This is a genomic window from Bradyrhizobium prioriisuperbiae, assembly GCF_032397745.1.
GTDB lineage: Bacteria > Pseudomonadota > Alphaproteobacteria > Rhizobiales > Xanthobacteraceae > Bradyrhizobium_A > Bradyrhizobium_A prioriisuperbiae.
In genome coordinates this window covers 443,702-467,583 of sequence record NZ_CP135921.1, presented here as the reverse complement: position 1 = coordinate 467,583, position 23,882 = coordinate 443,702, and the positions used below count along the sequence as shown (strand labels likewise).

Genomic DNA, 23,882 nt, shown 5'->3' with positions numbered 1-23,882 from the left:
GGTCCTTCGTGGTGGACATGGCGATTATTTTGCGACACATGAAGTGCCGGGTGCCTGCCCTCGCGGGGCATGAAAACATGGCGCCCGCCTGATCTTCCAACGGGATATCTGATGTTCAAGGGGTTTTCTCGCCGTCAGCTTGCAAAACTCGCCGCCTGGTCGGCGCTCGGAGCCTCCACGGCATCGGCCAAGGCCGGGCCGACGCGTTCAGGTGAGCCGAAGGCGAGCGTGGTCTCCGGTTTTCCCAAAGGCTTCCTGTGGGGAACCGCGACCTCGGCTTATCAGGTCGAAGGGGCCGTCAGAGCGGATGGGCGAGGGCCGTCGATCTGGGACACCTTTGCGCACACGCCCGGAAAGATCGTCGATCGCAGCAATGCGGATCGCGCCAGCGATCACTATCATCGCTACAAGGAAGACGTTCAGCTGATGAAGGCGATGGGCGCGAAGGCCTATCGCTTCTCGATCGCCTGGCCGCGCGTGTTTCCGGATGGCGCGGGCGAGCCCAATCCCAAAGGTCTCGATTTCTATCATCGTCTTGTCGACGAATGCCTCGCCAACGGCATCGAGCCGTTTGCGACGCTGTATCACTGGGATCTGCCCCAGGTGCTGCAGGACCGCTTCGGCGGGTGGGAATCCCGCGACACCGCCAAGGCGTTTGGGGAATATGCCGGCTATGTCGCGGAACGCCTGAGCGATCGCGTGACCAATTTCTTCACCATCAATGAGTGCGGCCGCTTCGTCGAAGCGGGTTATGGCGGTGGTCCGGACGCGCCCGGACTCAATCTTGCGCAGAACCGGGTCAATCAGGTGCGCCACCACGTGGCGCTGGCCCATGGCCTCGCCGTGCAGGCAATCCGCGCCCGTGGCCGGACAGGGACCAAAGTTGGCCCGGCGGAAAACATCGTGGTGTGCGTGCCGGCCATCGAGACGCCGGCGAATGCCCGGGCTGCCGAGATCGCCACCCGCGAAATGAACGCCGGCTATCTCACCGTGATCCTCGAAGGAAAATACACCGACGCATTTCTGGCGTATGCCGGTGCCAACGCACCGACATACACCACTGATGATCTCAAGATCATCTCGTCGCCGGTCGATTATGTCGGCATCAATGTCTACACGCCGCATTATTATGTGACGGCGGCTGACGATGCGCACGGCTTCGCGGTGCTGCCGATGCCGGCGTCGTTTCCGCACACGAGTTCGCCCTGGCACAAGATCGGCCCTGAAGCGCTGTACTGGGCGCCGCGTCATGTGGCGAAACTCTGGAATCCCAAGGCGATCTACATCACCGAAAACGGTACCTCGGCGGCGGACGAACCGGTTGCCGGCGGCAACGTCTATGACCTTGACCGGATCGTGTTGCTGCGCAGTTACCTGACGCAGTTGCAGCGTGCGACGTCCGAAGGCGTGCCGGTGCGGGGTTATTTCCTATGGAGCTTGCTGGATAACTTCGAATGGACGGACGGACTGGACAAGCGTTACGGCTTGTATCGCGTCGATTTCGAAACCCAGCGCCGGACACCGAAGCTGAGCGTCTCATTCTATCGCGAGGTGATCGCGCGCAACGCGCTGGCGTGAGACCCTAGTACGGCGGCGCCTTGCGTGCACGCTGGGCTTTGGTGGCTTCGGTCCACCAGGCGAGATCGTCGGCGAAACGAGGGAAGGCGCGTTCAAGCGCGTGTCCGCCATCCCCGGTCGGCTTGCCCTCGGCTGTCAACGTTTGCCCGATCGGTCCGATCGCAAGGGTGCTGGAGATGACGACCATGCCCATCTCGGACAGCGTGCCGTGCCAAAGGGTGGAAGCCCGCGCGCCGGAGAGCCGCCCCGCTGAATAACTGGCGATGGCGGCGGGGCGCCAGAACCATTCCTCGAGGAAATGGTCGGTCAGGTTCTTGAGCCCCGGCTGCATCCCCCAATTGTATTCGCCGGTCACGAACACGAACGCGTCCGCAGCGACGATCTTCCGGGCCAGCGTTTCCATCGCGGGGGGAGCGGAGCCCGGAGCATGTTCCTTGTACATCCGGTCCAGCATCGGCAGCCCGATGGCCTTGGCGTCGATCAGTTCGACGTCATTGCCCCGCGCGCTCAGCCCGGCGACGATGTAGTCCGCCAGGCGGATTCCCATCCGATCGGCGCGGTAGGACCCGTAAAGAACAAGGATTCGATCGGCCACGCGTCACTCCATGCCCGGTGTTCGGATGAAGACATCTGTGTTGTAGGGGCTTCCGGTTGGCCTCTCAAGGGCAGGGCACCGCCACCTGCCTCCGGCTCCTTTGGGCGCTGCACCAAACGCGGGCCGGTCCGACCTGTGAACGCCTGGTTGTGTCTTGTTGCAGCGACCGGACAGGTTTATTTTCCTCTCCCGTTCACGCCCAAAACAGTCCCTGCTCGTGATGATGAAAGTGGGTCTCGAGGCCCGATCCCTTGGAAGCAAGATCAAATTCAATCGATGGAGAGACCAGCGATGAAACGGATATGTGTAGCTGCTGTGATCACCGTGCTGTCTGTCGGCTCTGCCTTTGCGCAGGCAACCTGCGAAAGCAAAGCCGTCGGCAAGGATGGCAAGGCGCTCGCCGGCGCGGCGAAGACGTCTTTCATGAAGAAATGCGCGGTCGACAGCTGTGCGACCAAGGCCGTCGGATCGGACGGCAAGGCACTGAAAGGCGCCGCAAAGAACAGTTTCATGAAGAAGTGCGAAAAGGACGCGTAGGGCTTGTCGCACAGATTAAGTGAAGCGGCATCCGGGGCTGGCCGCGCCACCCTGGATGCCGCGAGTTCTTTGCGGCCTTCAGACGAACGGCGGGAAGGTATCGGGCCGTTCGGGCAAAAGCCGCCGAAAATAGGCGCGCCCTTCTTCTGAGATCGCATTGCTGCCGGCGAAGAAGCTGTCCGGCATGTGGCGCGTTTTGGCCGCGACACGGTCGAGCGGCACGATCCGTGGCTCGATGCGTTCACCGTCATAATGCAGCACCACCGACCCGCTGCCGGTGAAGGCGCTTTGCGCGGCGAACGCGCCGGCGGCGAAAGCCTCCTTGCGATCGGTGTCGTCGATCACGCCGATAAATCCGCGTGGCAGATAGCCCAGCGTATCGACGCGCGTTCTGGCCTTCGGAAAGCGGGCTTTCAGCGCCTTCTGGACCTCGATGCCGAGATCGCCGCTCGTCAATTGCAGATTGCCATGAGCGTCGCGCTCAGCTGCTGCGCCCGCCAGCGTTTCGGCGAGGGGGCGACCGGTCTCGTCCTGCACGCCCTCGGACATCGAGACGATGCAGTTGCCGAGGCGCGCATAAACCGTTTCGACCTCGTCGAGGAACCGGGCAACCGAGAACGGCTTTTCCGGCGCATAGATCAAATGAGGGGCATCGTCGGGCGATCGCTGCCAGCCCGCGGCGGCTGCGGTCAGGAAGCCGGCATGGCGGCCCATGACGATGGCCACATAGATGCCGGTCATAGCGCGAAAATCGAGATCGACACTGACAAGGGCGTTGGCGACGAAGGCCGCGGCCGAGATGAAGCCGGGAACGTGATCGTTCTCCATCAGGTCGTTGTCGATGGTCTTGGGGGCATGCACAAAATGGCAGGGCCCGCTGGACTGCTGACGCAGCAGGTCGAGCGTTCCGGCGGTGTCGTTGCCCCCGATATAGACAAAGGCGCGGGCATCGAGCCGGTCCAGCGCCGCGAGGATCTCGGCGCATGCTTTGGGATCCGGCTTGTCGCGGGTCGAGCCGAGCGCTGAACTCGGCGTGTTGCCGAGGCGGCGGAGTTCGGCCTCCGGGATGGCGGTGAGATCGACGACATTGCCGGCCGAGAGACCGCGCACGCCATGGCGCGCGCCCAGAATGCGCAAGGTGGGATCAAGCTTGCGTGCGGCCAGGATGGCGCCACACAGGGTCTGGTTGATCACGGCAGTGGGGCCGCCACCCTGGGCGATCACGATCGATGGCATGAAACCTCCATGACGTATATTGAGCCCTTCTGCCCGCGGGCGATTGAAGCGAAGATTGAGTGATCCTGCAACGGACTTGTGGCCTGACGATGAAGGGCCGCCGCCGAGCGGAATTGCGCTATCATTCTTAGCTGAGAATCGGGCCGGCCGCATGGCTGACCGGCAAGGAGGCTTGATGGCGGAGACATCCCGGTCGCCCGTGGCGGATACCACAAGCGGCAGACATTCATGGCCCGTCTTCCGCTCACTGGCGGCCTATCGCCTGGCGTTTCTCTCCCGCGACCTCGTCGCCGGCCTGACCCTCGCCGCTATCGCCATTCCCGAGCAGATGGCGACGGCCCGGCTCGGCGGCTTCGCCCCACAAATCGGGTTCTTTGCCTTTCTTGCAGGCGCGCTGGCGTTCGCGGCTTTTGGCGCTAACCGTTTCCTGTCCAGCGGTGCCGATTCCACCATCACGCCGATCTTCGCCGGCGGCCTGGCTTTGCTGGCCACGTCCGGATCGCCGCAATATGCGTCGCTCGCGGTCGCGCTGTCGCTGATGGTCGGCCTGCTGCTGGTCGCCGGCGGCATTTTCCGTCTCGGCTTCATCGCCGACCTGCTGTCGGTGCCGGTTACTGTCGGCTTCCTGCTCGGCATCTCCGTCCATATTCTGATCTCGCAGTTACCCGCGATCCTCGGCCTGCCGGCCCCGTCGGGGCCGATGTTGGCGCGGCTGTGGGATCTGCTTGTGCATCTGCGGGAGGCCAATCCGTTTACCGTCGTGATCGGATTGGCCGTGCTCGCGATCATCGTGGTCTCGGAAAAGACCGACGCGCGCATTCCCGGCGCGCTGATCGGGCTCGCCTGCGCCAGCGCCGCGGTGGTGCTGATGGGGCTCGAGGGGCGGGGTGTGGCGGTGCTCGGTCAGCTGTCGGTGGCGCTGCCGCGGCTCACGCTGCCCGATGTGGCCATCATGCAATGGGTGCATCTGGTGCCGCTGGCGCTGATCATTGCCATGGTGGTGATGGTGCAGACCGCGGCCACCACGCGCTCGTTTCCATCGGATCCGGAAACGCAACCAGACGTCAACCGCGACTTCATTGGCGTCGGAGCCGGCAGCCTCCTGTCCGGTTTGATCGGCGCGTTCCCGGTCAACGCCAGTCCACCGCGCACCGCGATCGTGTCGGAGACTGGCGGGCGCTCGCAACTCGCGAGCCTGTTCGCGGCCGCGATTGTGCTCGCTCTGATCCTGTTCGGTGCGGCACTGCTGCGCCACGTGCCGCATGCGGCGCTTGGCGGTGTGTTGCTGTTCGTGGCGCTGCGCATCATCCGCGTGAAACAGATCGTCGCGATCTACCGGCAGTCGCTCAGCGAGTTCGTGCTGGTCGTCGCCACCGCCGCCGCCATCATCCTGTTTCCGATCGAACAGGGCGTAGGCCTCGGCATCGCGCTGTCGCTGCTGCACGGCATCTGGAGCACGACGCGCGCCCGTGTCGTGCTTTATGAGCGGGTACCGGGCACCTCGATCTGGTGGCCGGCGCATCCGCATGTGGCGGGCGAGCGCGAGCCGAACGTGATCGTGGCCGGCTTCCAGGCGCCGCTGTCGTTCCTCAACGCCGATCACTTCCGCCGCGACATTATTGCGCTCTTGCAGGCATCGCCGCAAACCCGCCTGCTGGTGCTGGAGGCCACCGGGATCGTCGAGATCGATTTCACCGCCGCGCAGATGCTGAACGACATCATCCGCCATTGTCGAGAGAGTGGGGTGATGTTCGCCGTCGCGCGGCTGGAATCCGTGCGGGCGCAGGAGGCGGTGGCGCGCTTCGGGCTCGAGCAAGCACTAGGGCCGGACCGGGTGTTTCACAGTGTGGAGCAGGCGGTGAAGGGGTGTAAAGTCTAGCGTTTCATCATTTTCGGTGTCATCGTCCGGCGAAGACCGGGTGATCCAGTTCACGCAGGCCGTCGTGATATGAGCGGCGTTTCCCCTGGTACACAACGGGCCGGTCCCACGCTCCGGTATCGTCCGATCGCGTTTGCTCTTATGGTTTCGTGCGTGCAGTGCAGCGCACGATCGGGATACTATCGGCATGCGTATCGGAATCCGCGGCGCCATTTCGAGTCTCGTCCTGGCGTCCATCGCCCTCAGCGCCGTCGGCGTGCATCTGCTGTGGTGGAGAACCGCGCAACAGGTCAGCCAGACTCTCGCCGACACCATCAATGAGCAGATCGTGTCCGCGGTCGGCGACGAGCTGCAGTCGATCACGACGGAGGTGCGCTCCGCCTATACCGCGGTGCGCAGCCTGCTGGTGCAGGACGTCGTCGACGTCGCCGACGTCAAAAAGCGCGAGTTCGTGTTCCTATCGCAATTGCAGGCGCAGCCGACGATTTCCTGGGTGGCGTTCGGGTGGCCGGAGGGATCGTTTTTTGCCGCCCACAAGCTGGGTGATTCCACCGTTGAGATGATCGATATCGCTGCAGGCCAGTTCACACGGCGGATCGAGCAATACAGGCTGACCGGTGACGACGCCGCATTCGACAGCCGCCGCTCCGAGGAAACGACCTATGCCGTCGCCGATCAGCAATGGTTCAAGGACGCAATCAAGTCCGACGAGGCGCACTGGTTCAACCTCACCACCCATCCGGTCGGCGAGCGGCTGGCGGTTGCCTTCGCCGGACCGATCGATGTGCATCAACAGCGCAAGGGAGTGCTGGCGATCATCGTCGAGCTGACGCGTGTGTCGCAGTTTCTGTCGCAGCTCACGGTCGGAAAGTCGGCCGGCGCCTTCATCCTCGATCGCAGCGGCGGTGTGATCGCCGCGCCTGACCCGAATGCCGACGAACTCAATGCGCTCAAGTCGGATCATCCGTTGCTGCCGGTGGCCGTTGCTGCAATCCGCGAAACCGGCGCCGCCTACGATCCCGAGCAGGGTCAGCCGTATCGCGCGCGGATCGCGCTGGCGCGCGGCGCCTTCGAGGTGGTGCTGACGCCGATCTCGTTTCCGGGCTGGTCGCTGGTCACCGTGGTTCCGGAATCCGAATTTCTCGGGCCGGTGCAGGCTACCATCCGCAAATTGCTGATCGGCCTTGCCGCTCTGATCGTCGTGGCTGGACTGTTGTCGGCATGGCTCGCGCAACGCCTGGTCGCCGCGCCGCTGATCAAGGTGGTCAACGAAATCAAGCATGTCGAGCGATTCGATCTGCACAAGGTCGTGCGGCATCCTTCGCAGCTGATCGAGATCGAGAATCTGTCCGGCGCCATTGCCGACATGGCGCTGGGGTTGTCGGCGTTCCGGAAATACATCCCCGCCGACCTGGTGAAACGGCTGGTGAGCGACGGCACGCAGGCGCGTCTCGGCGGATCCGTGCGGCCGATGACCGTGATGTTCATCGACATGGCCGGTTTCACCGGTATGTCGGAGCGGTTGGGCGATCGTATCATTCCGCTGCTGTCGCGCTATTTCGAAGCGGTCACGCTCGCAATCCAGGCCCATGACGGCACCATCGACAAGTTCATCGGCGATGCGGTGATGGCGTTCTGGGGGGCGCCCAGAATGACATCGGATCATGCGGTGGCGTGTTGCCGGGCGGCGCTGGCCTGCAGGCAGGCCGTTCGCGACTCCGGTCTGACAAATGACACAGGCGCTCCGCTGCATATCCGCATCGGAATCAATTCCGGCGACATGCTGGTGGGCAATATCGGCTCCGAGGCGCGTCTGAACTATACGGTAATCGGCGATGCGGTGAATATCGCGAGCCGGCTCGAGAGCACCAACAAGGTCTATGGCTCCGGCATCATCATCGGCCCGCAGACACGGCGGCTCGCGGGCGACGAGATCATCGTGCGTGAACTGGATCGCCTCGCCGTCTATGGCCGCGCCGGTGAGCTCGAGATCTACGAGTTGCTCGGCATGAGCGCCGACCATGCCGGCGTGCCGGGCTGGGTCGAAGATTATGAACGCGGGCTCGCGTCCTATCGCGCACGTGATTTCAGCGGTGCCATCGCATGCTTCCGAACTGCGCTCGCTCGTCGCGGCGAGGACGAGGCCTCATCGCGGATGATCCAGCGCTGCACGGAACTGCTGTCGCAGCCGCTCGCGGACGACTGGAGCGATACGACGGTGGCTGACGTCAAGTAGCAGGCCGTGGCTGGAGTCTCTTACACAGGCATACTGGATGCCCCGTCCGCGGGCATGACAATGGTTGCGTGGGGACGGTGGTGGTCAAGTCCATCACTCACCCTCACACCGCGATCGCAAACCCCTTCGCGAACGGATCGGTCATGCCCTGCACGCCACCCGCCGCATTCCGCGTTACCAGCACCGGGCGGGCCATCTCATAGCCGAACGGCATATGCTGTTCGCTCGCCGCCCCTCACGCCTCCGACATCTGGAACGGCACGTGCCAGATGTCCGAGGCGTATTCGGCGATGGTACGATCCGAGGAAAACCAGGCGACGCGGGCGACATTCAGAATGCTGTGCCGGGTCCAGGCCGCGGGATCGCGCCAGACGCGGTCGACCGACCGCTGCGCCACGTAGTAGCTGTCGAAATCGCGGCTGACCATGTAGTGGTCGAGATGGCGCAGCGCGTGGGTGATGGCGTGGAAGCGGCCCGGCTCGTCGGGTGAGAAGTCGCCGCGCTCCAGCGCCTCGATCACCCGCCGCAACCGCAGTGATGTCGCAACCGCGTCGGTGGCGTCGAGGCCGGCCTTGCGGCGGGCGATCACTTCTTCCGCGGTCAGGCCGAAGATGAAGATATTGTCGGCGCCGACGTGTTCCTTGATCTCGATGTTGGCGCCGTCCAGGGTGCCGATGGTCAGCGCGCCGTTGAGCGCGAACTTCATGTTGCCGGTGCCGGAGGCCTCCATGCCGGCGGTCGAAATCTGCTCGGACAGGTTCGCCGCCGGAATGATGCGCTCGGCGAGGCTGATGTTGTAGTCCGGCAGGAACGCCACCCGCAGCAGGCCGCGGATGCTGGCATCGCCATTGATCACACCGGCGACATCGTTGATCAGCTTGATGATCAGCTTGGCGTAATGATAGCTCGCCGCGGACTTGCCGGCGAACAGCTTGACCCGTGGCACCCAGTCGCGGTTCGGCTCGTCCTTGATCGCCTGGTACAGCGCGATGGTCTCGATGATGTTCAGCAACTGGCGCTTGTACTCATGGATGCGCTTGATGTGGACGTCGAACAGCGACTCCGGATCGAGCACCAGGCCGAGGCGGCTGGAGATGAATTTCGCCAGCGCGGTCTTGTTGGCGCGCTTCGCCGCGGTGAAGCGTTTCTGGAATTCGCTGTCATCGACGACGGTTTCCAGCACACCCAGCCGGTTCGGATCGTCCAGCACCGTGTCCTCGCAGACCTCGCGCAGCAGGGACGTCAGCGCCGGATTGGCCTGCATCAGCCAGCGGCGGAAAGTGATGCCGTTGGTCTTGTTGGTGATGCGGTCGGGATAAAGCCCGTGCAGATCGGCAAACACGGTCTGCTTCATCAGTTCGGTGTGCATGGCGGAGACGCCGTTGACGCGATGGGAACCGACGAACGCCAGTTGCCCCATCCGCACCCGCCGCTCGCCACGCTCCTCGATCAGCGAGACCGAGGCCATCAGTTCGCTTTGGTTCGGGAATTTTTTCTCGGCGCGATCCAGATGCAGCGCGTTGATGCGATAGATGATCTGCAGATGGCGGGGCAGCAGTGCCTCGAACAGTGCCACCGGCCAGGTCTCGAGCGCTTCCGGCAGCAGCGTGTGGTTGGTGTAGGATAGTGTCTTGGTGGTGAGATCCCACGCATTGTCCCAGCGCAGGCCATAGATGTCGATCAAGAGCCGCATCATTTCGGCGACGGCCAGGCTCGGATGGGTGTCGTTGAGCTGGATCGCCGCGGCTGACGGCAGTGACTGCAGGCTGCCATAGGCGCGCAGTTCGTTGGCCAGGATGTCCTGCAGCGAGGCCGAGACGAAGAAATACTCCTGTCGCAGCCGCAACTCGCGGCCGGCTGGCGTCTCGTCGCTCGGGTAGAGGAATTTGCAGATCGCCTCCGCCCGCGTCTGTGCGGCGACGGCGCCTTGATAGTCGCCGGCATTGAAGGTGTCGATCCGCAGCGGGTCGGCGGCCTTCGCGCTCCACAGCCGCAAGGCATTGATGTGCCGGCCACGCCAGCCGACGATCGGGGTGTCATAGGCGATCGCCCGCACCGTCTCCGACGGGCGCCAGAACTCGCGGGTGTGCCCCTTGTCGTCGGTCTGGATGCTGACCTGCCCGCCGAAGGACACGCTGTAGACGGTTTCGGGACGCTGGAACTCCCAGGGATTGCCGTAGGCCAGCCACTCGTCGGGAAATTCCTGCTGCCGTCCATCCACGATGATCTGGCGGAACAGCCCGTGTTCATAACGGATTCCGTAACCGGTGGCCGGAATATCCAGTGTCGACATGCTTTCCATGAAGCAGGCGGCCAGCCGCCCCAGGCCGCCATTGCCCAGCGCGGCGTCGGCCTCGAACTCCCGCAGCTCGGCGAAATCCAGCCCGAGCTCCTCCAGCGCCTGCTTGTACACCGGGAACACGCCGAGATTGGTCAGCGCGTCGGTGAACAGACGGCCGATCAGGAACTCCAGCGACATGTAGCAGACGTGCTTGCGCCCGGCATCGAAGTTGCGGCGGTCGGTCTGAAGCCAGCGCTCGACGATGCGATCGCGCAGCGCCAGAGCGGCAGCCGTATACCAGTCGCGCTTGGTCGCCTGGGCCGCATCCTTGCCGATCGAAAGCGTCAGCTTCTCGAGGATGGCTCCCCGGACCTCGGAGGTGGTGATCTGACCGGCCTCGGCGCCGGAAAACGCGATGAACTTTTCCAAGTCAGCATCCCCATTTGCTGCTGCGTCACGAAGCCATGATCCAAACCGGTTAAAAGACCGCAGCGACAGGACGCGAATGGGCCGGAGTCTAGGGGATCGATCCCGCGCATGCCACCCTTCGACCGCACTGATGTGAGGCGAACATTGCCTCTGAAAGTGGCAATTTCAGGCGGAACCGGCTGCTGCTTTTTTCCGCCACACACTCGCCAAATGTGCGGAACGGTTTTTGCAACGCAACGTTAAGCGTATCGGCGGGGTTGTTATGTCGATCAGGGTTCTCTTCGTCACCTCCGAACTCGAGGAGTATGTCCGCGTCGGCGGACTGGCGTCGGTGTCGTCGGCCTTGCCGCGGGCACTTCGGGCGCGGACTGATGTCCGGCTGATGCTCCCGGGCTACCGCTCGGTCCTGTCGCGGCTTGGCCATATCGATATTATCGGCCGCTGTCCCGCACTCGCTGGTCTGCCCTCATGTGCGATCGGCCGCACCACCACCAGCGACGGGCTGCACGTTTATATTTTGATTTCTCCGGAGCTCTACGACCGGGAAGGGACACCCTACAGCGATGCCAACGGCAACGACTGGCGCGACAACGACATCAGATTTGCCCGGTTTTCCTCGGCTGCCGCGTTTCTGGCCGCCGGCCATGTGGATCCGCAATGGCGCGCCGACGTGGTGCACGCCAACGACTGGCAGGCGGCGCTGGTGCCGGCTTATGCCGTCTGGAACAAGCTCAACATCCCGACCATCCTGACCATCCACAATCTGGCTTACCAGGGACTGTTTCCGAAAGACACCCTGCGACGGATCGGCGCGCCTGCGAGTTCATTCCACATCGACGGCGTCGAGTTCTACGACAAGGTGTCGTTCCTGAAGGGCGGGCTGGTCTATGCCGACCATCTCACCACCGTGAGCGCGACCTACGCGCGCGAAATCACCACCTCCCAGTTCGGCTGCGGGCTCGACGGGCTGCTGAAAAAGCGTGCGAACGCAGATCAATTGACCGGCATTCTCAACGGCATCGACGAGACCTGGGACCCGCGCACCTGTCCGGAACTGACGACGCCGTTCGGTGCCGGTGACTGGAAACAGAAGAAGGCCAACGTCAATCACATCCGCCGCCAGTTCAATCTGGCGCTGTCGCGCGGGCCGTTGTTCGGCCTGGTCGCGCGGCTGGTGCATCAGAAGGGCGTCGACCTCGTGCTGGAGGCGGCCGAGACCATCGTGGCATCAGGCGGACAGATCGTGGTGATGGGGCGCGGCGAGCCACGGTTCGAGCGGGCGTTGCAGGAGGCACAGAAACGCCGGCCGCAATCGATCGGTGTCGCCCTCGGCTTCGAGGATGGGGAGGCCAAGCGGATTTTCGCCGGCAGCGATTTCACCCTGATGCCGTCGCGTTTCGAGCCCTGCGGCCTCAGCCAGATGTATGCCCAGCGTTTCGGCTCACTGCCGATCGGACACAAGACCGGGGGCCTGGCCGACACCATCGTCGATGGCCGCACCGGTTTCCTGTTCGACGAACCGTCGACCGAATCCTTCCTCGGCGCGGTCTGCCGTGCCTTCGGCACTTACGGTCACAAGCGGCAGCTCAATTCGATGCGCTCGGACGCGATGGCGAGCTCGTTCGCGTGGCGGGATTCGGTCGCGGCCTATCACGGCCTTTACCGCCAGGTCGCGCAGGTGGCGTAACCGTTTAAATCGGAGTTATCCGCAGCCCGCCTCACGGCCGCTTCGGAATCTCCAGCCCGCGTTGCACCGCCGGGCGGGCGAGGCAGCGCTCCAGCCAGGCCGGCACATGCTTCAGTGCCTTGTAGTCGACGAGATCGCCGGCGCCGTAGAAGCCGACCAGGTTGCGCACCCAGCCGAGCAGCGAGATGTCGGCAATCGAATAGGCATCGCCCACGATCCAGTCGCGGTCCGCGAGCCGGGTCTCCAGCACGCCGAGCAGCCGCTTGGATTCGGTGACATAACGCTGCAAGGGACGCTTGTCTTCATAGTCCTTGCCGGCGAACTTATGGAAGAAACCGACCTGGCCGAACATCGGGCCGACCGACGCCATCTGGAAGAACACCCACGCCATGGTCTCGTAACGCAGCGCCGGATCGCTCGATAGCAGCTTGCCGGTCTTCTCGGCGAGATAGATCAGGATCGCACCGGATTCGAACAGGCCGATCGGCTTGCCGTTGGGGCCGTTGGGATCGATGATCGACGGAATTTTGCCGTTCGGATTCAGCGACAGGAATTCCGGTCCGAAGGTTTCGTTCTTGCCGATGTCGATGGTGTGCGGCTCGTAGGGCAGCCCGATCTCTTCCAGCATGATCGAGGCCTTGACGCCGTTTGGTGTCGGCAGGGAATACAGCTGCAGGCGGTCCGGGTGCTGCGCCGGCCAGCGCTTGGTGATCGGGAAGGCTGTGAGGTCGGACATGCGGAAGGCTCCGGTGGGATCGGATGACAAAAATTCCGGGCGACCATAGCGAGGCGGTGGGGCGGCGCAAGGCCGTCGGCCGCATACGTTGGATCGTCGCATCGGCAAACATGGGAGGCTGCCGTTCGCTCGGCAATCGTTGCATCGCGACAGGGCGCTGTTAGTCTGCAGACCCGCAGCCCCCGCCGCTGTATCCGATCTCCCGCCCTTCGCCTTACGGTGTCCTTCATGACTCATCATCATCTGCGCGCAAGCCCCGAAACCTGTCATTGGGGGTTCTTCGATGCCACCCTGAAGCCGGTTCTGACTGTTGCCAGCGGCGATGAAGTGACGGTGGATACGCTCAGTGGCGGCCCGGAAGTGCTGCCGGACGCCAGCCGCTTTCGCATCCTGCCCGAACACGCGGAGGTCCATGCCAAAAGCGAGCGGCTGCTGCCCGGCCATATTCTCACCGGTCCGATCGCCGTCGATGGTGCCGCGGTTGGTGATGTGCTGGAAGTCGAAATCCTCGACATCAAGCTGCGGCAGGACTGGGGCTGGAATCTGATCCGTCCGCTCAGCGGCACGTTGCCGGACGATTTCCACGAGACGCGGCTCATCACCATTCCGCTCGACGAGCAGCGTTTGGTTGGCCGTTTGCCGTGGGGGCTCGATCTGCCGCTGCGGCCGTTCTTCGGAGTGATGGGTGTCGCGCCGCCGCCGGCCTGGGGCCGCATCGGCTCGCTCATTCCCCGCGCCATGGGCGGCAATCTCGATAACAAGGAGTTGATCCCGGGCGCCAAACTCTATCTGCCGGTGTTCGTGCCCGGCGCTCTGTTTTCCTGCGGCGACGGCCACGGTGTGCAAGGCGACGGCGAGGTCTGCGTCACTGCGATCGAGACCGCGCTGCAGGGCCGCTTCGCGTTCAGGCTGCGCAAGGACCTGCGGTTTACCTATCCGCGGGCCGAGACGCCGACCCATTACATCACCATGGCGATGGATCCGGATCTCGATCAGTGCGTGGTCAAGGCATTGCGCGACATGATCGTGTTGCTCGGCGAGATCGGAAAGCTGTCGCGTGAAGACGCCTACACGCTGTGCAGCCTGGCCGCTGACCTGCGCGTGACGCAGACGGTCAACGGCTCCAAGGGCATCCACTGCATGATCGCGAAGTCGGTCGTGCACCCCTGATCTTGGACGGCTTCGACCGGCCGGATGGTCAGGCGTCGGCCAGCCGCCGCAAGGTGGCGCGAAAGCTGACGCTGCGCGATCCCACCAGTGCCGTGCCGTAGACAACGGCTCCCGTCGCATCGTGTTTTCCGGAAAAACCGACGCTGACGTCGCGGCCACCGAACACCGGATTGCCGCGGGATTGGGTGTGCTGATGGGTGACGAGTTCGCCCCGCCATTTGTCCGGTCCGGTCTCGTAGTTGCCGGTGTAGTAGAAATAGCTGTCGCCGCCGTGAATGGCGCCGTCGCGCAGCACGATGACGCCGGTCGCGCGGGCGTCCACGCCGTCCAGCATGTCGATGGCAATCGTGTAAAGCCCGTTCCTCATGCTTCGTCCGTTCCACCCGGCCGCGCGGAAGCATTTTGATCATCGGCCTCACAATACTGTGACGGCGGCCGGTTCGACAGCTCGTTTTCTGCGGTGATTTGCAGCAGAGCGGCCGAGACGGACCGTGGACAAGGGCGACGTCTGCCCGTATCAGTCGGCGAAAGCCGGGCCACACTCATGAACAAGACGGAGGACCAAATGAACCACCGCAACCTCGGCCGCAGCGGCCTGAAGATCTCGCAGCTTTGCCTCGGCACCATGATGTTCGGCGACGCCACCGATGAGGTGACGTCTGCCACCATCGTCGCCAAGGCCCGGGACGCCGGCATCAATTTCATCGACACCGCGGATGCCTATTCGCAGGGCAAGTCGGAAGCGGTCGTCGGCCGGGCCATCGCCAGGCACCGCCACGATTGGGTGCTCGCCACCAAGGCGGCGAACCCGATCGGCGAGGGCGTCAACCGGCGCGGGCTGTCGCGCAAATGGCTGCTGCAGGCGGCGGATGAGAGCCTCGCGCGGCTCGGCACCGACTATCTCGACATCTATTATCTGCACAAGGAAGACCACACCACGCCGCTGGAGGAGACGTTGCGGGCGATGGGTGATCTCATTCGCCAGGGCAAGGTGCGTTACTTCGGCGTGTCCAACTATCGCGCCTGGCGGATCGCCGAGATCTGCAACATCTGCGATCGGCTCGGTATCGACCGGCCAGTGGTCAGCCAGCCCTATTACAACGCCATGAACCGGATGCCGGAGGTCGAACAACTGCCGGCCTGCAATTTCTACGGTCTTGGCGTTGTGCCCTACAGTCCATTGGCGCGCGGCGTCCTCACCGGAAAATACGCCCCCGACAGCAATCCGGAGCAGGGCACACGCGCGGCCCGCAAGGACACCCGGATGATGCAGACCGAATGGCGTCAGGAATCGCTGCAACTGGCGCAGACCATCCGCAAGCATGCGGAAGCGCGTGGAATCACCGCCGGGCAGTTCGCGGTGGCCTGGGTGCTGAACAATCGCTTCATCGATGCGGTGGTCGCTGGGCCGCGCACCGAAGAGCAGTGGGACGATTACGTCAAGGCGCTGGCCTATCGTTTCACCGCGGAGGACGAGGCGCTGGTCAACAGCCTCGTCACCACCGGACATCCCTCGACGCCGGGCTTCAACGATCCGGCCTATCCGATCGAGGGCCGGCCGGTGCGCAACGGCGCGTGAGGCGGATGGGCCGACGATCGTCATTGTCGCGAATAAAGCATCTCCACCCACAACAGTCATCACCGGGCTTGTCCCGGTGATCCCGCTTAGGGACGCAGTGCGCCCCTAAGCGAGGTTGCCGGGACAAGCCCGGCACGACAAAAGTACAATCATTCTGACGCCGCGTTCCGGGCCATGAAGGTCTCCGGCGAGCCGTCTTTCGGATCGACGAAGATGATGTCGGTCGGTTGCCGCCGCGGCGTGTCGATCGACAGAAACACCACCGGCTCCTCATAAAGCTCAGGCATGGCATGCACCGTGCCGCGCTCGAAGAACAGCAGTTGTCCCGGTGCGAACTCGCTCTTGGTGGCGGGGTCCTTCATCCAGAAGGTGCCGCGCCCGGAGAACACGTAGAGATATTCGTCGCAGGTCGCATGATAGTGCGGTGGCGTCGGGCGATAGACCCGAAACACCCGTGCGCTCGCCTGCTCGCGATTGGTCAGATACGTGTCGACCAGCAGCGTCTTGGCTGAAGGCGGTAGCGCGTCGGCGATCGCCTGGATGTTGAACTGTCCGGTGGACGCCGTGGTGTCGTCGGTCATGCTGAACCTCTCTGTTTGCCGCGAGCCTAGCAGACCCTGCGGCGAAAGGCCTGCCATGGCGAAGCAACAGGCCGTGAGCTCTTGCCAGAGCCGATTTTCCCGTTTATGCCATGCGCACCATCAAGAGTTGAGCTGATGCTCAACGCCAACCTGCTCCCGAGCAAGGTGGCGTTCCCTGCGACAACAGGGAGATGCGGCCGATCCGGCAACCAAACGGGACCGCCTCGCATCGCCCTTTCCCATGATGGATGAGATTGGCCAGAGGTGCGTGATGAACGAATCCCAGCAATTTGCGAGCGACAACTATTCCGGCATCTGTCCGGAAGCCTGGCAGGCGATGGCCGCGGCCAATCAGGGCCACGCGCCCGCTTATGGCGACGATCACTGGACCGAAAAGGCGTCGGATGCCTTCCGTGCGCTGTTTGCGACCGAGTGCGAGGTGTTCTTTGCCTTTAACGGCACCGCGGCGAACTCGCTGGCACTGGCGGCGCTGTGCCAGTCGTATCACAGCGTGATCTGCTCGGAGGCAGCTCATGTGGAAACCGACGAATGTGGCGCACCGGAGTTCTTCTCCAACGGCTCGAAGCTGCTGGTGGCGCCGTCCGCCGACGGCAAGCTGACGCCGCAGGCGATCCGCGCCATCGCCACCAACCGCAGTGACATTCATTTTCCCAAGCCGCGGGTGGTGACGATCACCCAGCCGACCGAGACCGGGCTGGTCTACAGCGTTGAGGAGATCCGCGCGATCTCCGCTACCTGCCGCGAGCTCGGCCTGCATCTGCACATGGACGGCGCGCGGTTCGCCAACGCCTGCGCCAGCCTCGGCTGCAGCCCGGCCGACATGACCTGGCGCGCCGGCGTCGACGTATTGTGCTTCGGCGGCACCAAGAACGGCATGGCCGCGGGCGAAGCCATCTTGTTTTTCGATCCGAAGCTGGCGGAAGATTTCGATTACCGTTGCAAGCAGGCGGGGCAGCTCGCCTCGAAAATGCGTTTTCTCGCCGCACCCTGGGTCGGCATGCTGGACACCGGCGCCTGGCTGCGCAACGGCGAGCATGGCAACGCCTGCGCGAAGCGTCTGCTGCGGCAGATCGAGGGGCTGGGCGGGGTGGACATCATGTTCCCGCCACAGGCCAATGCGGTGTTCGTGCGGATGCCGGAGGCGAAACTCGCGACCCTGCGCGAGCGCGGCTGGCGCTTCTACACCTTCATCGGCGGCGGCGCCCGCTTCATGTTCGCCTGGGATGCGGATGCCCAGCGCGTCGATCAACTCGCCGCCGACATCAGGCAGATAACGGCGGCGTGAGCTGATCACGCGCCCGGTGCATTCGCACTTGTGCGTGTTGCGCCCGGCGGGTTGCCGATCACCCGCTTGAAGGCGCGGCTGAAGGCGGCCTGCGAGCCATAGCCCAGGCGCTCGGCGACGGCGTCGATCGGCAGGTGGTCGCGGCCGATCCATTGCGCCGCCAGCCGCATCCGCAGCTCGGTGAGATAGCGCAGCGGCGTCATGCCGGTAACCTCCAGGAAGCGCTCGGCGAACACCGAGCGTGAACTGCCCATCACGGTTGCAAGCTCGGCCACGGTCCAGTTTCGGCCCGGCTCGCGGTGCAGTGCCGCGATCACGCGGCCGAGCCGCGGGTCGCGCAGCGCCGCCACCCAGCCATTGGACTCGCCGCAGCCGCATTCAACCCAGGCGCGGACGATGAAGGCCGACACCACGTCCGCAAGCCGCGCCAGAATCCCGGCAAAGCCGGCGCGCTCGCCGCGAGCTTCGCGCTCCATGGCCTCCAGCATCGGCAGGATTTCGGGATAACGCTCCAGCAGCGTGCCGACGAACATCATGCCCGGCATGAGCGCGACCAGCGGGTGCATGCTGCCGAGGTCGAATTCCATGCAGCCGGAGAAGATCAGCACGCCTGTGCCATCGCAGGCGGTGTCGCCGCAGGCCTGGATCGCGTCGATGCTCCTGCAGATCGGGACGCTTTCGAGTGCGGTGACATGGCGGCAAGGCAGGTCCGGCTGAGAGACGAGATCGTGGGTGCCACCCTGCGGCAGCAGCACCGCATCGCCGGTGCTCAGTGGGTTGATCGTGCCGTCGGCACAGCGCAGGAACACCGGGCCGCGCGCGACAAAATGGAATTGCGCCCGCCCCTCCACCGCGCCGAAGCGCAGCCCGAACGGGGGCGTGATCTGGATGCGGCGATACGACAGGCCAACCAGACGCATCCCCATAAGCAGTTCGCTCACGAGGTCGGCGGGGAGGGGCGTCGCCTCCGCCGGCTTGCCATTGTCGGACTTTCGATCAAGCATTTCGGACTATATGGCATAGATCGTCCGGGAAAACCACCCTATGTGCTGCGGTGCAAACACGTCTTCGCGAATGGAGAGACCAATGAGCGCATCGGTGCAGGCGGCTGGAGAGGATCGGACGGGCGACACGCCGGCCTGGGGTGCGGTGGGAGCCATGACACTCGGCGTTTTCGGCCTGGTGACAGCGGAGTTTCTCCCCGCCAGCCTGTTGACGCCGATGGCCGCGGATCTCGGCATCACCGAAGGTTTGGCTGGCCAGGCGGTGACCGCGACAGCGGCGGTGGCGATGGTGACCAGCCTGCTGATCTCGGCCGCGACGCGGCGCATCGACCGGAGGCGCGTGCTGCTGGCGTTTTCGGTGCTCCTGATCATCTCCAATCTGATTGTGGCTTTCGCGCCGTCGCTGTCCTGGCTGCTGCTCGGGCGCGTGCTGCTCGGCGCCGCCATCGGCGGTTTCTGGACCATGTCCGCGGCGGTCGCCATGCGCCTCGTGCCGCAGGCGCTGGTGCCGCGTGCGCTGTCGATGATCTTCAGCGGTGTCTCCGCCGCCACCATCCTGGCCGCCCCGGTCGGCAGTTATCTCGGCGACATGATCGGCTGGCGCAACGTATTCCTCATCGCCACAGCGCTCGGTGTGGTGACGCTGGTCACGCAGGTCTTCACCTTGCCCAGCATGGCGCCGAGCGGCGACAGCCGCCTGCGCACCTTGGTCGACGTGCTGGTCCGACCCGGGGTCGGGCTCGGCATGCTCGCCGCAATGCTGGTGTTCACCGGGCATTTCGCGTTCTTCACCTATATTCGCCCCTTCCTCGAGAGCGTCGTTGTCGGCATCAGCGTCGTCTCCGCCATCCTGCTCGGCTTCGGGGTGGCCAATTTCCTCGGCACGCTGCTGGCGGGCCCGCTGTTGGAGCGCAGCCTGCGGCTGACCTTGCTCGCGATGCCGCTTCTGATGGGCGTCCTCGGATTGAGCCTTGTTGCCCCGATGAACGCAGTCGCGGATGCGGTGATGGTCGTGCTCTGGGGGCTGGCGTTCGGCGCGGTGCCGGTGGCGTGGTCCACCTGGCTCACCCGCACCGTCCCTGATCAGGCCGAAAGCGCCGGCGGTCTGCTGGTCGCGGCGGTCCAACTCGCCATTACCTTGGGGGCTGCCGGCGGTGGGATGCTGTTCGACCTCAGCGGCATCACCGGCGTGTTTACGGCCAGTGCGCTGGTGCTGCTGCTGGCGGGGCTGATTATCGGGGTGGGGGTGCGGCCGCGCGCGGTGGAGGTGGCGGTTTGAGCGCCACTGGCGGGTGCTAGCTTTAGCCCAACTCGAAGGTGGTGACGCCGAACAGCCGATCCAGCCGTAACGATGGAATCTTGCCGGTATACATGCGCGCAGTCTCAAACACTGGCGCAAGACCCAGATCTTGCGCCAGCGCGATCGCGTCTCGGTTGGTGCCGGGAATATCGAGAAAGATCTCGCCGCCTCCGGCGCGGGCCAGCAAAGCCGAGAGAACGGTCTCGGCGGCGCCGCGGCTGTCAGCCACCAGCGGCCCGATCTTGTGACCCCTTCGGCAGGGGCGGATCACGCCCCAGCCGGCAAGTTCGCCGTCGCGCACCAGCGCGCAACCGATATGTCCGGGTGCGTTGATCCACCCGCGCAGAAACGCCGTGCGTGAAGCCGGGAACACCATGGCGTCGGAGGCCTCCACGGTTGCCAGCGGGAGTTCGGTGAGCGGAATGACACCGGCTTGCGGCGCTGGTGGAGCGGCGACGGTCCCGCCGTACCGGACATTGGCATAAGCGAACGCGAACCCTGACTTCTTGTAGTTTTGCTGCTGCGCCACGACGCCGTCGAGCCCGATCACACGCGTTCCGGCGTGCGCGATGGCGGCGTCCCATACGCGCAGTCCGTAGCCGTGGCCACGCAAGTCCGCGCGCACCATGTAGAAGCCGAGGAAGGCAAAGCTCGCGTCGTAATTGACGCAGGAGATGGTTGCGGCCGCGACCCCGTCGAGCTCGCCGATCAGGAAGCCTTCCGGATCAACCGTGGCGAAACAGGCGTCGTCGGCAAGGCCGGGGTTCCAGCCTTCCGCCGCCGCCCAATTCACGGCGGTCGAGATATCGTCCGGCCGCATGGTCCGGATCAGGAATTCGCTCACGGGGATGATCGCGCCTCTGGACGTACCAGCAGACTATAGGTCCGGACGTGCTGACGTGCATCAACAACGAGGCGCTGAAAAAATGGAAATCCGTTGGTTGCGGGCCGCTGCCGGAGCGCAGCCTGCAGTTGGATCACGATGCCGCTATCGATAGCGATACCCGGGGTGAATTCATCACCCCGGCCATTGCGCGCGCCCGTCTCAACGGAGGGCGCGCGCAATGCTCGTCAGCTTTATGCGCGCGGTTCCAGGCCGCGCGGCATGCCCTGGCGCTCGCCGATGAAGACGGCGCTGAGCGCACGGGCGCGGAAGTGTTCCAGCACGAACAGCCGGATCGCCGATGACAGATTGTTGGTTTTGCGGTGCTGGTCGATCACGGCGATCTGCGTCGACAGCGTCATGCCGCGTCGCGCCGCAATATCCTTCAGGCTGCGCCAGAACGCATCCTCGAGACTGACGCTGGTTTTGTGGCCATCAACGACGACCGATCGTTTGACAACGGCAAATTCCTTTTCGACGGGTCCGCCGTGTTCGGATGCTGCTCTTTCGGTCTCCATGCCCCAACTCCTTTGTCCAATTCGTTGCCAAAGTCTGTTCGCGGCCAAGCATCATCACTTGCGCACGATGAATGCTCATCGGACGCGAACCGTTTCGCGGTAAGAATGGGTGGGAAGAGAGAGACGCTTCACGGCGCCGTCTCGGCCCCGTCGCATCGGAATCACACAACAAACGATGCGATGTGGGTATAACGTAACCCACTTCGACTACCGTTGATATTCGGTAAACAACCTAAGAGAGAGACACGATCGTGACGCTGGCCTCAGGTATTTTCCTGATGGGACATTTGCGCAGCCGCATCCGTATTGTCGCTCGATTTTCCATCAGTAGTTTTCGCCGAGCCGCTTGCACGCTTGCGAAAGTAGTCGAGCACGAACAGCCGAATGGCGGAGGACAGGTTCCCCTGCTGGCGATGACCGTCGATTTCGCCCACCAGTTCCGACAGCGTCAGGTCGCGCTCGCTGGAGATCTCCTTCATGCCGTTCCAGAAGGCCTCTTCGAGGCTGACGCTGGTTTTATGACCAGCGACGACAATCGAGCGTTTCACGACGGGGGATTTCATGTTTCGTCCTCGCGATCGATCCGGTGCTGCTCCAGCAAAGAGTCCTGCCGTCGGGTTGTCGTCTCGTCGATGGTTCGCTCGGTCTTGCTGCGCCCGAACTTGATGCGGTTGGCGTCGGCCTCTTTCTTCGCTTGCTCTCGCGCGACCCGCTTCCTGACGCGGTTCAGGTTCACAACTTCGCCCACGGTCACTCCTTATGAGCCTGTCGCGGCGGACTGGATTCCGTCCGCGACGCCGCAAGTTCCGATTTCACCAGCTCGGCACCACGAGTCTGCGACTCACGCAGCATTTCGCAACGGGGGCGCCGTTCAACTTTAGTCGCGACATCAGTGCTTCGTCAGGCCATTTAGATCAACAAGTGATGTCCGGGGGATCATCCCGGCTGCGTCATTTTGTCCGGCTTCACCAGTCGATCGAATTCGGCGGCGCTGACAAAGCCGAGCCGTACCGCCTCTTCGCGCAGTGTGGTTCCGTTGGCGTGGGCCGTCTTGGCGACCTTGGCGGCACTGTCGTAACCGATCTTTGGAGCCAGCGCGGTGACGAGCATCAGCGAGCGTTGCATCAGGTCCTGGATCCGCTTTTCGTCGGCGCGGATGCCGGTGACGCAATGGTCCGTGAAAGAGCGCGCCGCATCCGCAATCAACCCGATCGACTGTAGCATACAATGTGCCAGCACGGGCTTGTAGACGTTGAGCTCGAAATGCCCCTGGCTGCCGGCCACCGTGATGGTGGTTTCGTTGCCGAACACCTGGCAGCACACCATGGTCAGGGCTTCGCACTGGGTCGGATTGACCTTGCCCGGCATGATCGAAGAGCCCGGCTCGTTCTCCGGCAGGATCAGTTCACCCAATCCCGAGCGCGGGCCGGAACCGAGCAGGCGAATGTCGTTGGCGATCTTGAACAGGCCGGTGGCGGCGGAATTGATCGCGCCGTGCACCGCGACATAAGCGTCGTTCGACGCCAGCGCTTCGAACTTGTTCGGCGCGGTGATGAACGGCAGCTTTGTGATCACGGCTGCGTGTTTGGCAAACAGCTTGGCAAAACGCGGCTTGGCATTGAGGCCGGTGCCGACCGCGGTGCCGCCTTGCGCCAGCGCGTACAATTCCTTCACGGCGAGGCGGATCCGCGCCATGCCGCTAGCGATCTGGGCGGCGTAACCGGAGAACTCCTGTCCCAGCGTCAGCGGTGTGGCATCCTGGGTGTGGGTGCGGCCGATCTTGACGATCTTGGCAAACTCTTTCTCTTTCGCCTTGAGCGCGGTGAGCAGATGGTTCAGTGCCGGCAGTAGGTCGGTGTGAATGCGCTCGGCGGCGGCGATATGCATCGCCGTCGGGAAGCTGTCGTTCGACGACTGGCTCATATTGACGTGGTCGTTGGGGTGCACCGGTTTCTTGCTGCCACGGGTGCCGCTGAGCAGTTCGATGGCGCGGTTCGAGATCACCTCATTGACGTTCATGTTGGTCTGGGTGCCGGAGCCGGTCTGCCAGACCACCAGCGGGAAATGATCGTTGAGCGTGCCGTCGATTACCTCGCGTGCCGCGCGGCCAATGGCATCGGCCAGCTTGGGATCGAGCAGGCCGAGTTCGCGGTTGGTCTCCGCGGCGGCGAGCTTGACGACGGCCAGCGCCCGGATGATCGGCTGCGGCATGCGCTCGCCGCCGATCCGGAAATTGTTGCGGGAACGCTCGGTTTGCGCGCCCCAATAGCGGTCGGCGGCGACCTCGATCGGCCCGAACGTATCGGTCTCGGTGCGGGTTGGGTTTGCCTTCGGTGCGCGTGCCATG

At 63.9% G+C, this 23,882-nt stretch carries 21 protein-coding genes and 1 riboswitch; of the genes, 9 read left to right on the top strand and 12 right to left on the bottom strand.

Features of this window, described 5'->3' with window-relative positions; translation table 11 throughout:
• The first annotated feature begins 111 nt into the window (after nucleotides 1-111).
• Nucleotides 112-1,578 carry a GH1 family beta-glucosidase gene (locus tag RS897_RS02210; protein ID WP_315834982.1) on the top strand — a complete coding sequence of 489 codons (1,467 nt, stop codon included), beginning with the start codon at nucleotides 112-114 and terminating at the stop codon, nucleotides 1,576-1,578.
• Between the two features lie 4 nt (nucleotides 1,579-1,582).
• Here RS897_RS02210 and RS897_RS02205 read toward each other — a convergent pair whose 3' ends face one another.
• Nucleotides 1,583-2,173, bottom strand: a complete 591-nt coding sequence (locus RS897_RS02205) for an NADPH-dependent FMN reductase (RefSeq protein ID WP_315834981.1) — start codon at nucleotides 2,171-2,173, stop codon at nucleotides 1,583-1,585.
• Nucleotides 2,174-2,464: 291 nt separating this feature from the next.
• Here RS897_RS02205 and RS897_RS02200 point away from each other — a divergent pair, with 291 nt between their 5' ends.
• On the top strand, nucleotides 2,465-2,710 hold the full coding sequence (locus tag RS897_RS02200; RefSeq protein WP_315834980.1) for a hypothetical protein: 246 nt from the start codon (nucleotides 2,465-2,467) through the stop codon (nucleotides 2,708-2,710).
• Between the two features lie 78 nt (nucleotides 2,711-2,788).
• Here the strand turns inward: RS897_RS02200 and RS897_RS02195 are convergent, their stop codons facing one another.
• Nucleotides 2,789-3,946 (bottom strand): diphosphate--fructose-6-phosphate 1-phosphotransferase, encoded by a 1,158-nt coding sequence (locus RS897_RS02195; protein ID WP_315834979.1) that lies wholly within the window; start codon nucleotides 3,944-3,946, stop codon nucleotides 2,789-2,791.
• Between the two features lie 175 nt (nucleotides 3,947-4,121).
• Here RS897_RS02195 and RS897_RS02190 point away from each other — a divergent pair, with 175 nt between their 5' ends.
• A complete protein-coding gene (locus tag RS897_RS02190) occupies nucleotides 4,122-5,825 on the top strand; it encodes a SulP family inorganic anion transporter (RefSeq protein WP_315834978.1) in 1,704 nt (567 codons plus the stop codon).
• 187 nt (nucleotides 5,826-6,012) lie between these two features.
• On the top strand, nucleotides 6,013-8,061 hold the full coding sequence (locus RS897_RS02185) for an adenylate/guanylate cyclase domain-containing protein (RefSeq protein WP_315834977.1): 2,049 nt from the start codon (nucleotides 6,013-6,015) through the stop codon (nucleotides 8,059-8,061).
• Between the two features lie 235 nt (nucleotides 8,062-8,296).
• Here the strand turns inward: RS897_RS02185 and RS897_RS02180 are convergent, their stop codons facing one another.
• Nucleotides 8,297-10,771, bottom strand: coding sequence for a glycogen/starch/alpha-glucan phosphorylase (locus RS897_RS02180; RefSeq protein WP_315834976.1), 2,475 nt, complete (start codon nucleotides 10,769-10,771; stop codon nucleotides 8,297-8,299).
• A 262-nt stretch (nucleotides 10,772-11,033) separates the two neighbouring features.
• Here RS897_RS02180 and glgA point away from each other — a divergent pair, with 262 nt between their 5' ends.
• Nucleotides 11,034-12,458 carry a glycogen synthase GlgA gene (gene glgA, locus RS897_RS02175; protein ID WP_315834975.1) on the top strand — a complete coding sequence of 475 codons (1,425 nt, stop codon included), beginning with the start codon at nucleotides 11,034-11,036 and terminating at the stop codon, nucleotides 12,456-12,458.
• 31 nt (nucleotides 12,459-12,489) lie between these two features.
• Here glgA and RS897_RS02170 read toward each other — a convergent pair whose 3' ends face one another.
• Nucleotides 12,490-13,194: a glutathione binding-like protein gene (locus tag RS897_RS02170; protein ID WP_315834974.1), complete on the bottom strand. Its 705-nt coding sequence runs from the start codon at nucleotides 13,192-13,194 to the stop codon at nucleotides 12,490-12,492.
• A gap of 228 nt (nucleotides 13,195-13,422) precedes the next feature.
• Between RS897_RS02170 and RS897_RS02165 the strand changes: the two genes are divergently transcribed.
• Complete coding sequence (locus RS897_RS02165) at nucleotides 13,423-14,364, top strand: acetamidase/formamidase family protein (protein WP_315834973.1); 942 nt, start codon at nucleotides 13,423-13,425, stop codon at nucleotides 14,362-14,364.
• Nucleotides 14,365-14,392: 28 nt separating this feature from the next.
• On the opposite strand, the gene RS897_RS02160 is transcribed toward RS897_RS02165, so the two are convergent.
• A complete protein-coding gene (locus tag RS897_RS02160) occupies nucleotides 14,393-14,731 on the bottom strand; it encodes a GrlR family regulatory protein (protein WP_315834972.1) in 339 nt (112 codons plus the stop codon).
• 198 nt (nucleotides 14,732-14,929) lie between these two features.
• Between RS897_RS02160 and RS897_RS02155 the strand changes: the two genes are divergently transcribed.
• Nucleotides 14,930-15,943 (top strand): aldo/keto reductase, encoded by a 1,014-nt coding sequence (locus RS897_RS02155; RefSeq protein WP_315834971.1) that lies wholly within the window; start codon nucleotides 14,930-14,932, stop codon nucleotides 15,941-15,943.
• 149 nt (nucleotides 15,944-16,092) lie between these two features.
• On the opposite strand, the gene RS897_RS02150 is transcribed toward RS897_RS02155, so the two are convergent.
• Nucleotides 16,093-16,524, bottom strand: a complete 432-nt coding sequence (locus RS897_RS02150) for a cupin domain-containing protein (protein WP_315834970.1) — start codon at nucleotides 16,522-16,524, stop codon at nucleotides 16,093-16,095.
• Between the two features lie 112 nt (nucleotides 16,525-16,636).
• A riboswitch (SAM-I-IV-variant riboswitch) is annotated at nucleotides 16,637-16,747 on the top strand.
• 48 nt (nucleotides 16,748-16,795) lie between these two features.
• On the opposite strand from RS897_RS02150, the gene RS897_RS02145 reads away from it, so the two are divergent.
• Nucleotides 16,796-17,830: a threonine aldolase family protein gene (locus tag RS897_RS02145; protein WP_315834969.1), complete on the top strand. Its 1,035-nt coding sequence runs from the start codon at nucleotides 16,796-16,798 to the stop codon at nucleotides 17,828-17,830.
• 5 nt (nucleotides 17,831-17,835) lie between these two features.
• Here RS897_RS02145 and RS897_RS02140 read toward each other — a convergent pair whose 3' ends face one another.
• Nucleotides 17,836-18,834, bottom strand: coding sequence for an AraC family transcriptional regulator (locus RS897_RS02140; protein ID WP_315834968.1), 999 nt, complete (start codon nucleotides 18,832-18,834; stop codon nucleotides 17,836-17,838).
• 82 nt (nucleotides 18,835-18,916) lie between these two features.
• Between RS897_RS02140 and RS897_RS02135 the strand changes: the two genes are divergently transcribed.
• Nucleotides 18,917-20,113: an MFS transporter gene (locus RS897_RS02135; protein ID WP_315834967.1), complete on the top strand. Its 1,197-nt coding sequence runs from the start codon at nucleotides 18,917-18,919 to the stop codon at nucleotides 20,111-20,113.
• Between the two features lie 22 nt (nucleotides 20,114-20,135).
• On the opposite strand, the gene RS897_RS02130 is transcribed toward RS897_RS02135, so the two are convergent.
• From RS897_RS02130 to fumC, 5 genes are all read right to left on the bottom strand, one after another.
• Complete coding sequence (locus RS897_RS02130; protein WP_315834966.1) at nucleotides 20,136-20,978, bottom strand: GNAT family N-acetyltransferase; 843 nt, start codon at nucleotides 20,976-20,978, stop codon at nucleotides 20,136-20,138.
• 233 nt (nucleotides 20,979-21,211) lie between these two features.
• Nucleotides 21,212-21,535, bottom strand: a complete 324-nt coding sequence (locus tag RS897_RS02125; RefSeq protein ID WP_315834965.1) for a ribbon-helix-helix domain-containing protein — start codon at nucleotides 21,533-21,535, stop codon at nucleotides 21,212-21,214.
• Between the two features lie 263 nt (nucleotides 21,536-21,798).
• Nucleotides 21,799-22,098 carry a ribbon-helix-helix domain-containing protein gene (locus RS897_RS02120; protein ID WP_315834964.1) on the bottom strand — a complete coding sequence of 100 codons (300 nt, stop codon included), beginning with the start codon at nucleotides 22,096-22,098 and terminating at the stop codon, nucleotides 21,799-21,801.
• The gene (locus RS897_RS02115; protein ID WP_315838488.1) at nucleotides 22,095-22,283 is read right to left on the bottom strand and encodes a DUF4169 family protein; all 189 of its coding nucleotides are present in this window, start codon (nucleotides 22,281-22,283) and stop codon (nucleotides 22,095-22,097) included. Before RS897_RS02115 ends, RS897_RS02120 begins: the two co-directional genes overlap by 4 nt.
• A 188-nt stretch (nucleotides 22,284-22,471) precedes the next feature.
• Nucleotides 22,472-23,881, bottom strand: coding sequence for a class II fumarate hydratase (gene fumC, locus RS897_RS02110; RefSeq protein WP_315834963.1), 1,410 nt, complete (start codon nucleotides 23,879-23,881; stop codon nucleotides 22,472-22,474).
• Nucleotide 23,882: the final 1 nt, after the last annotated feature.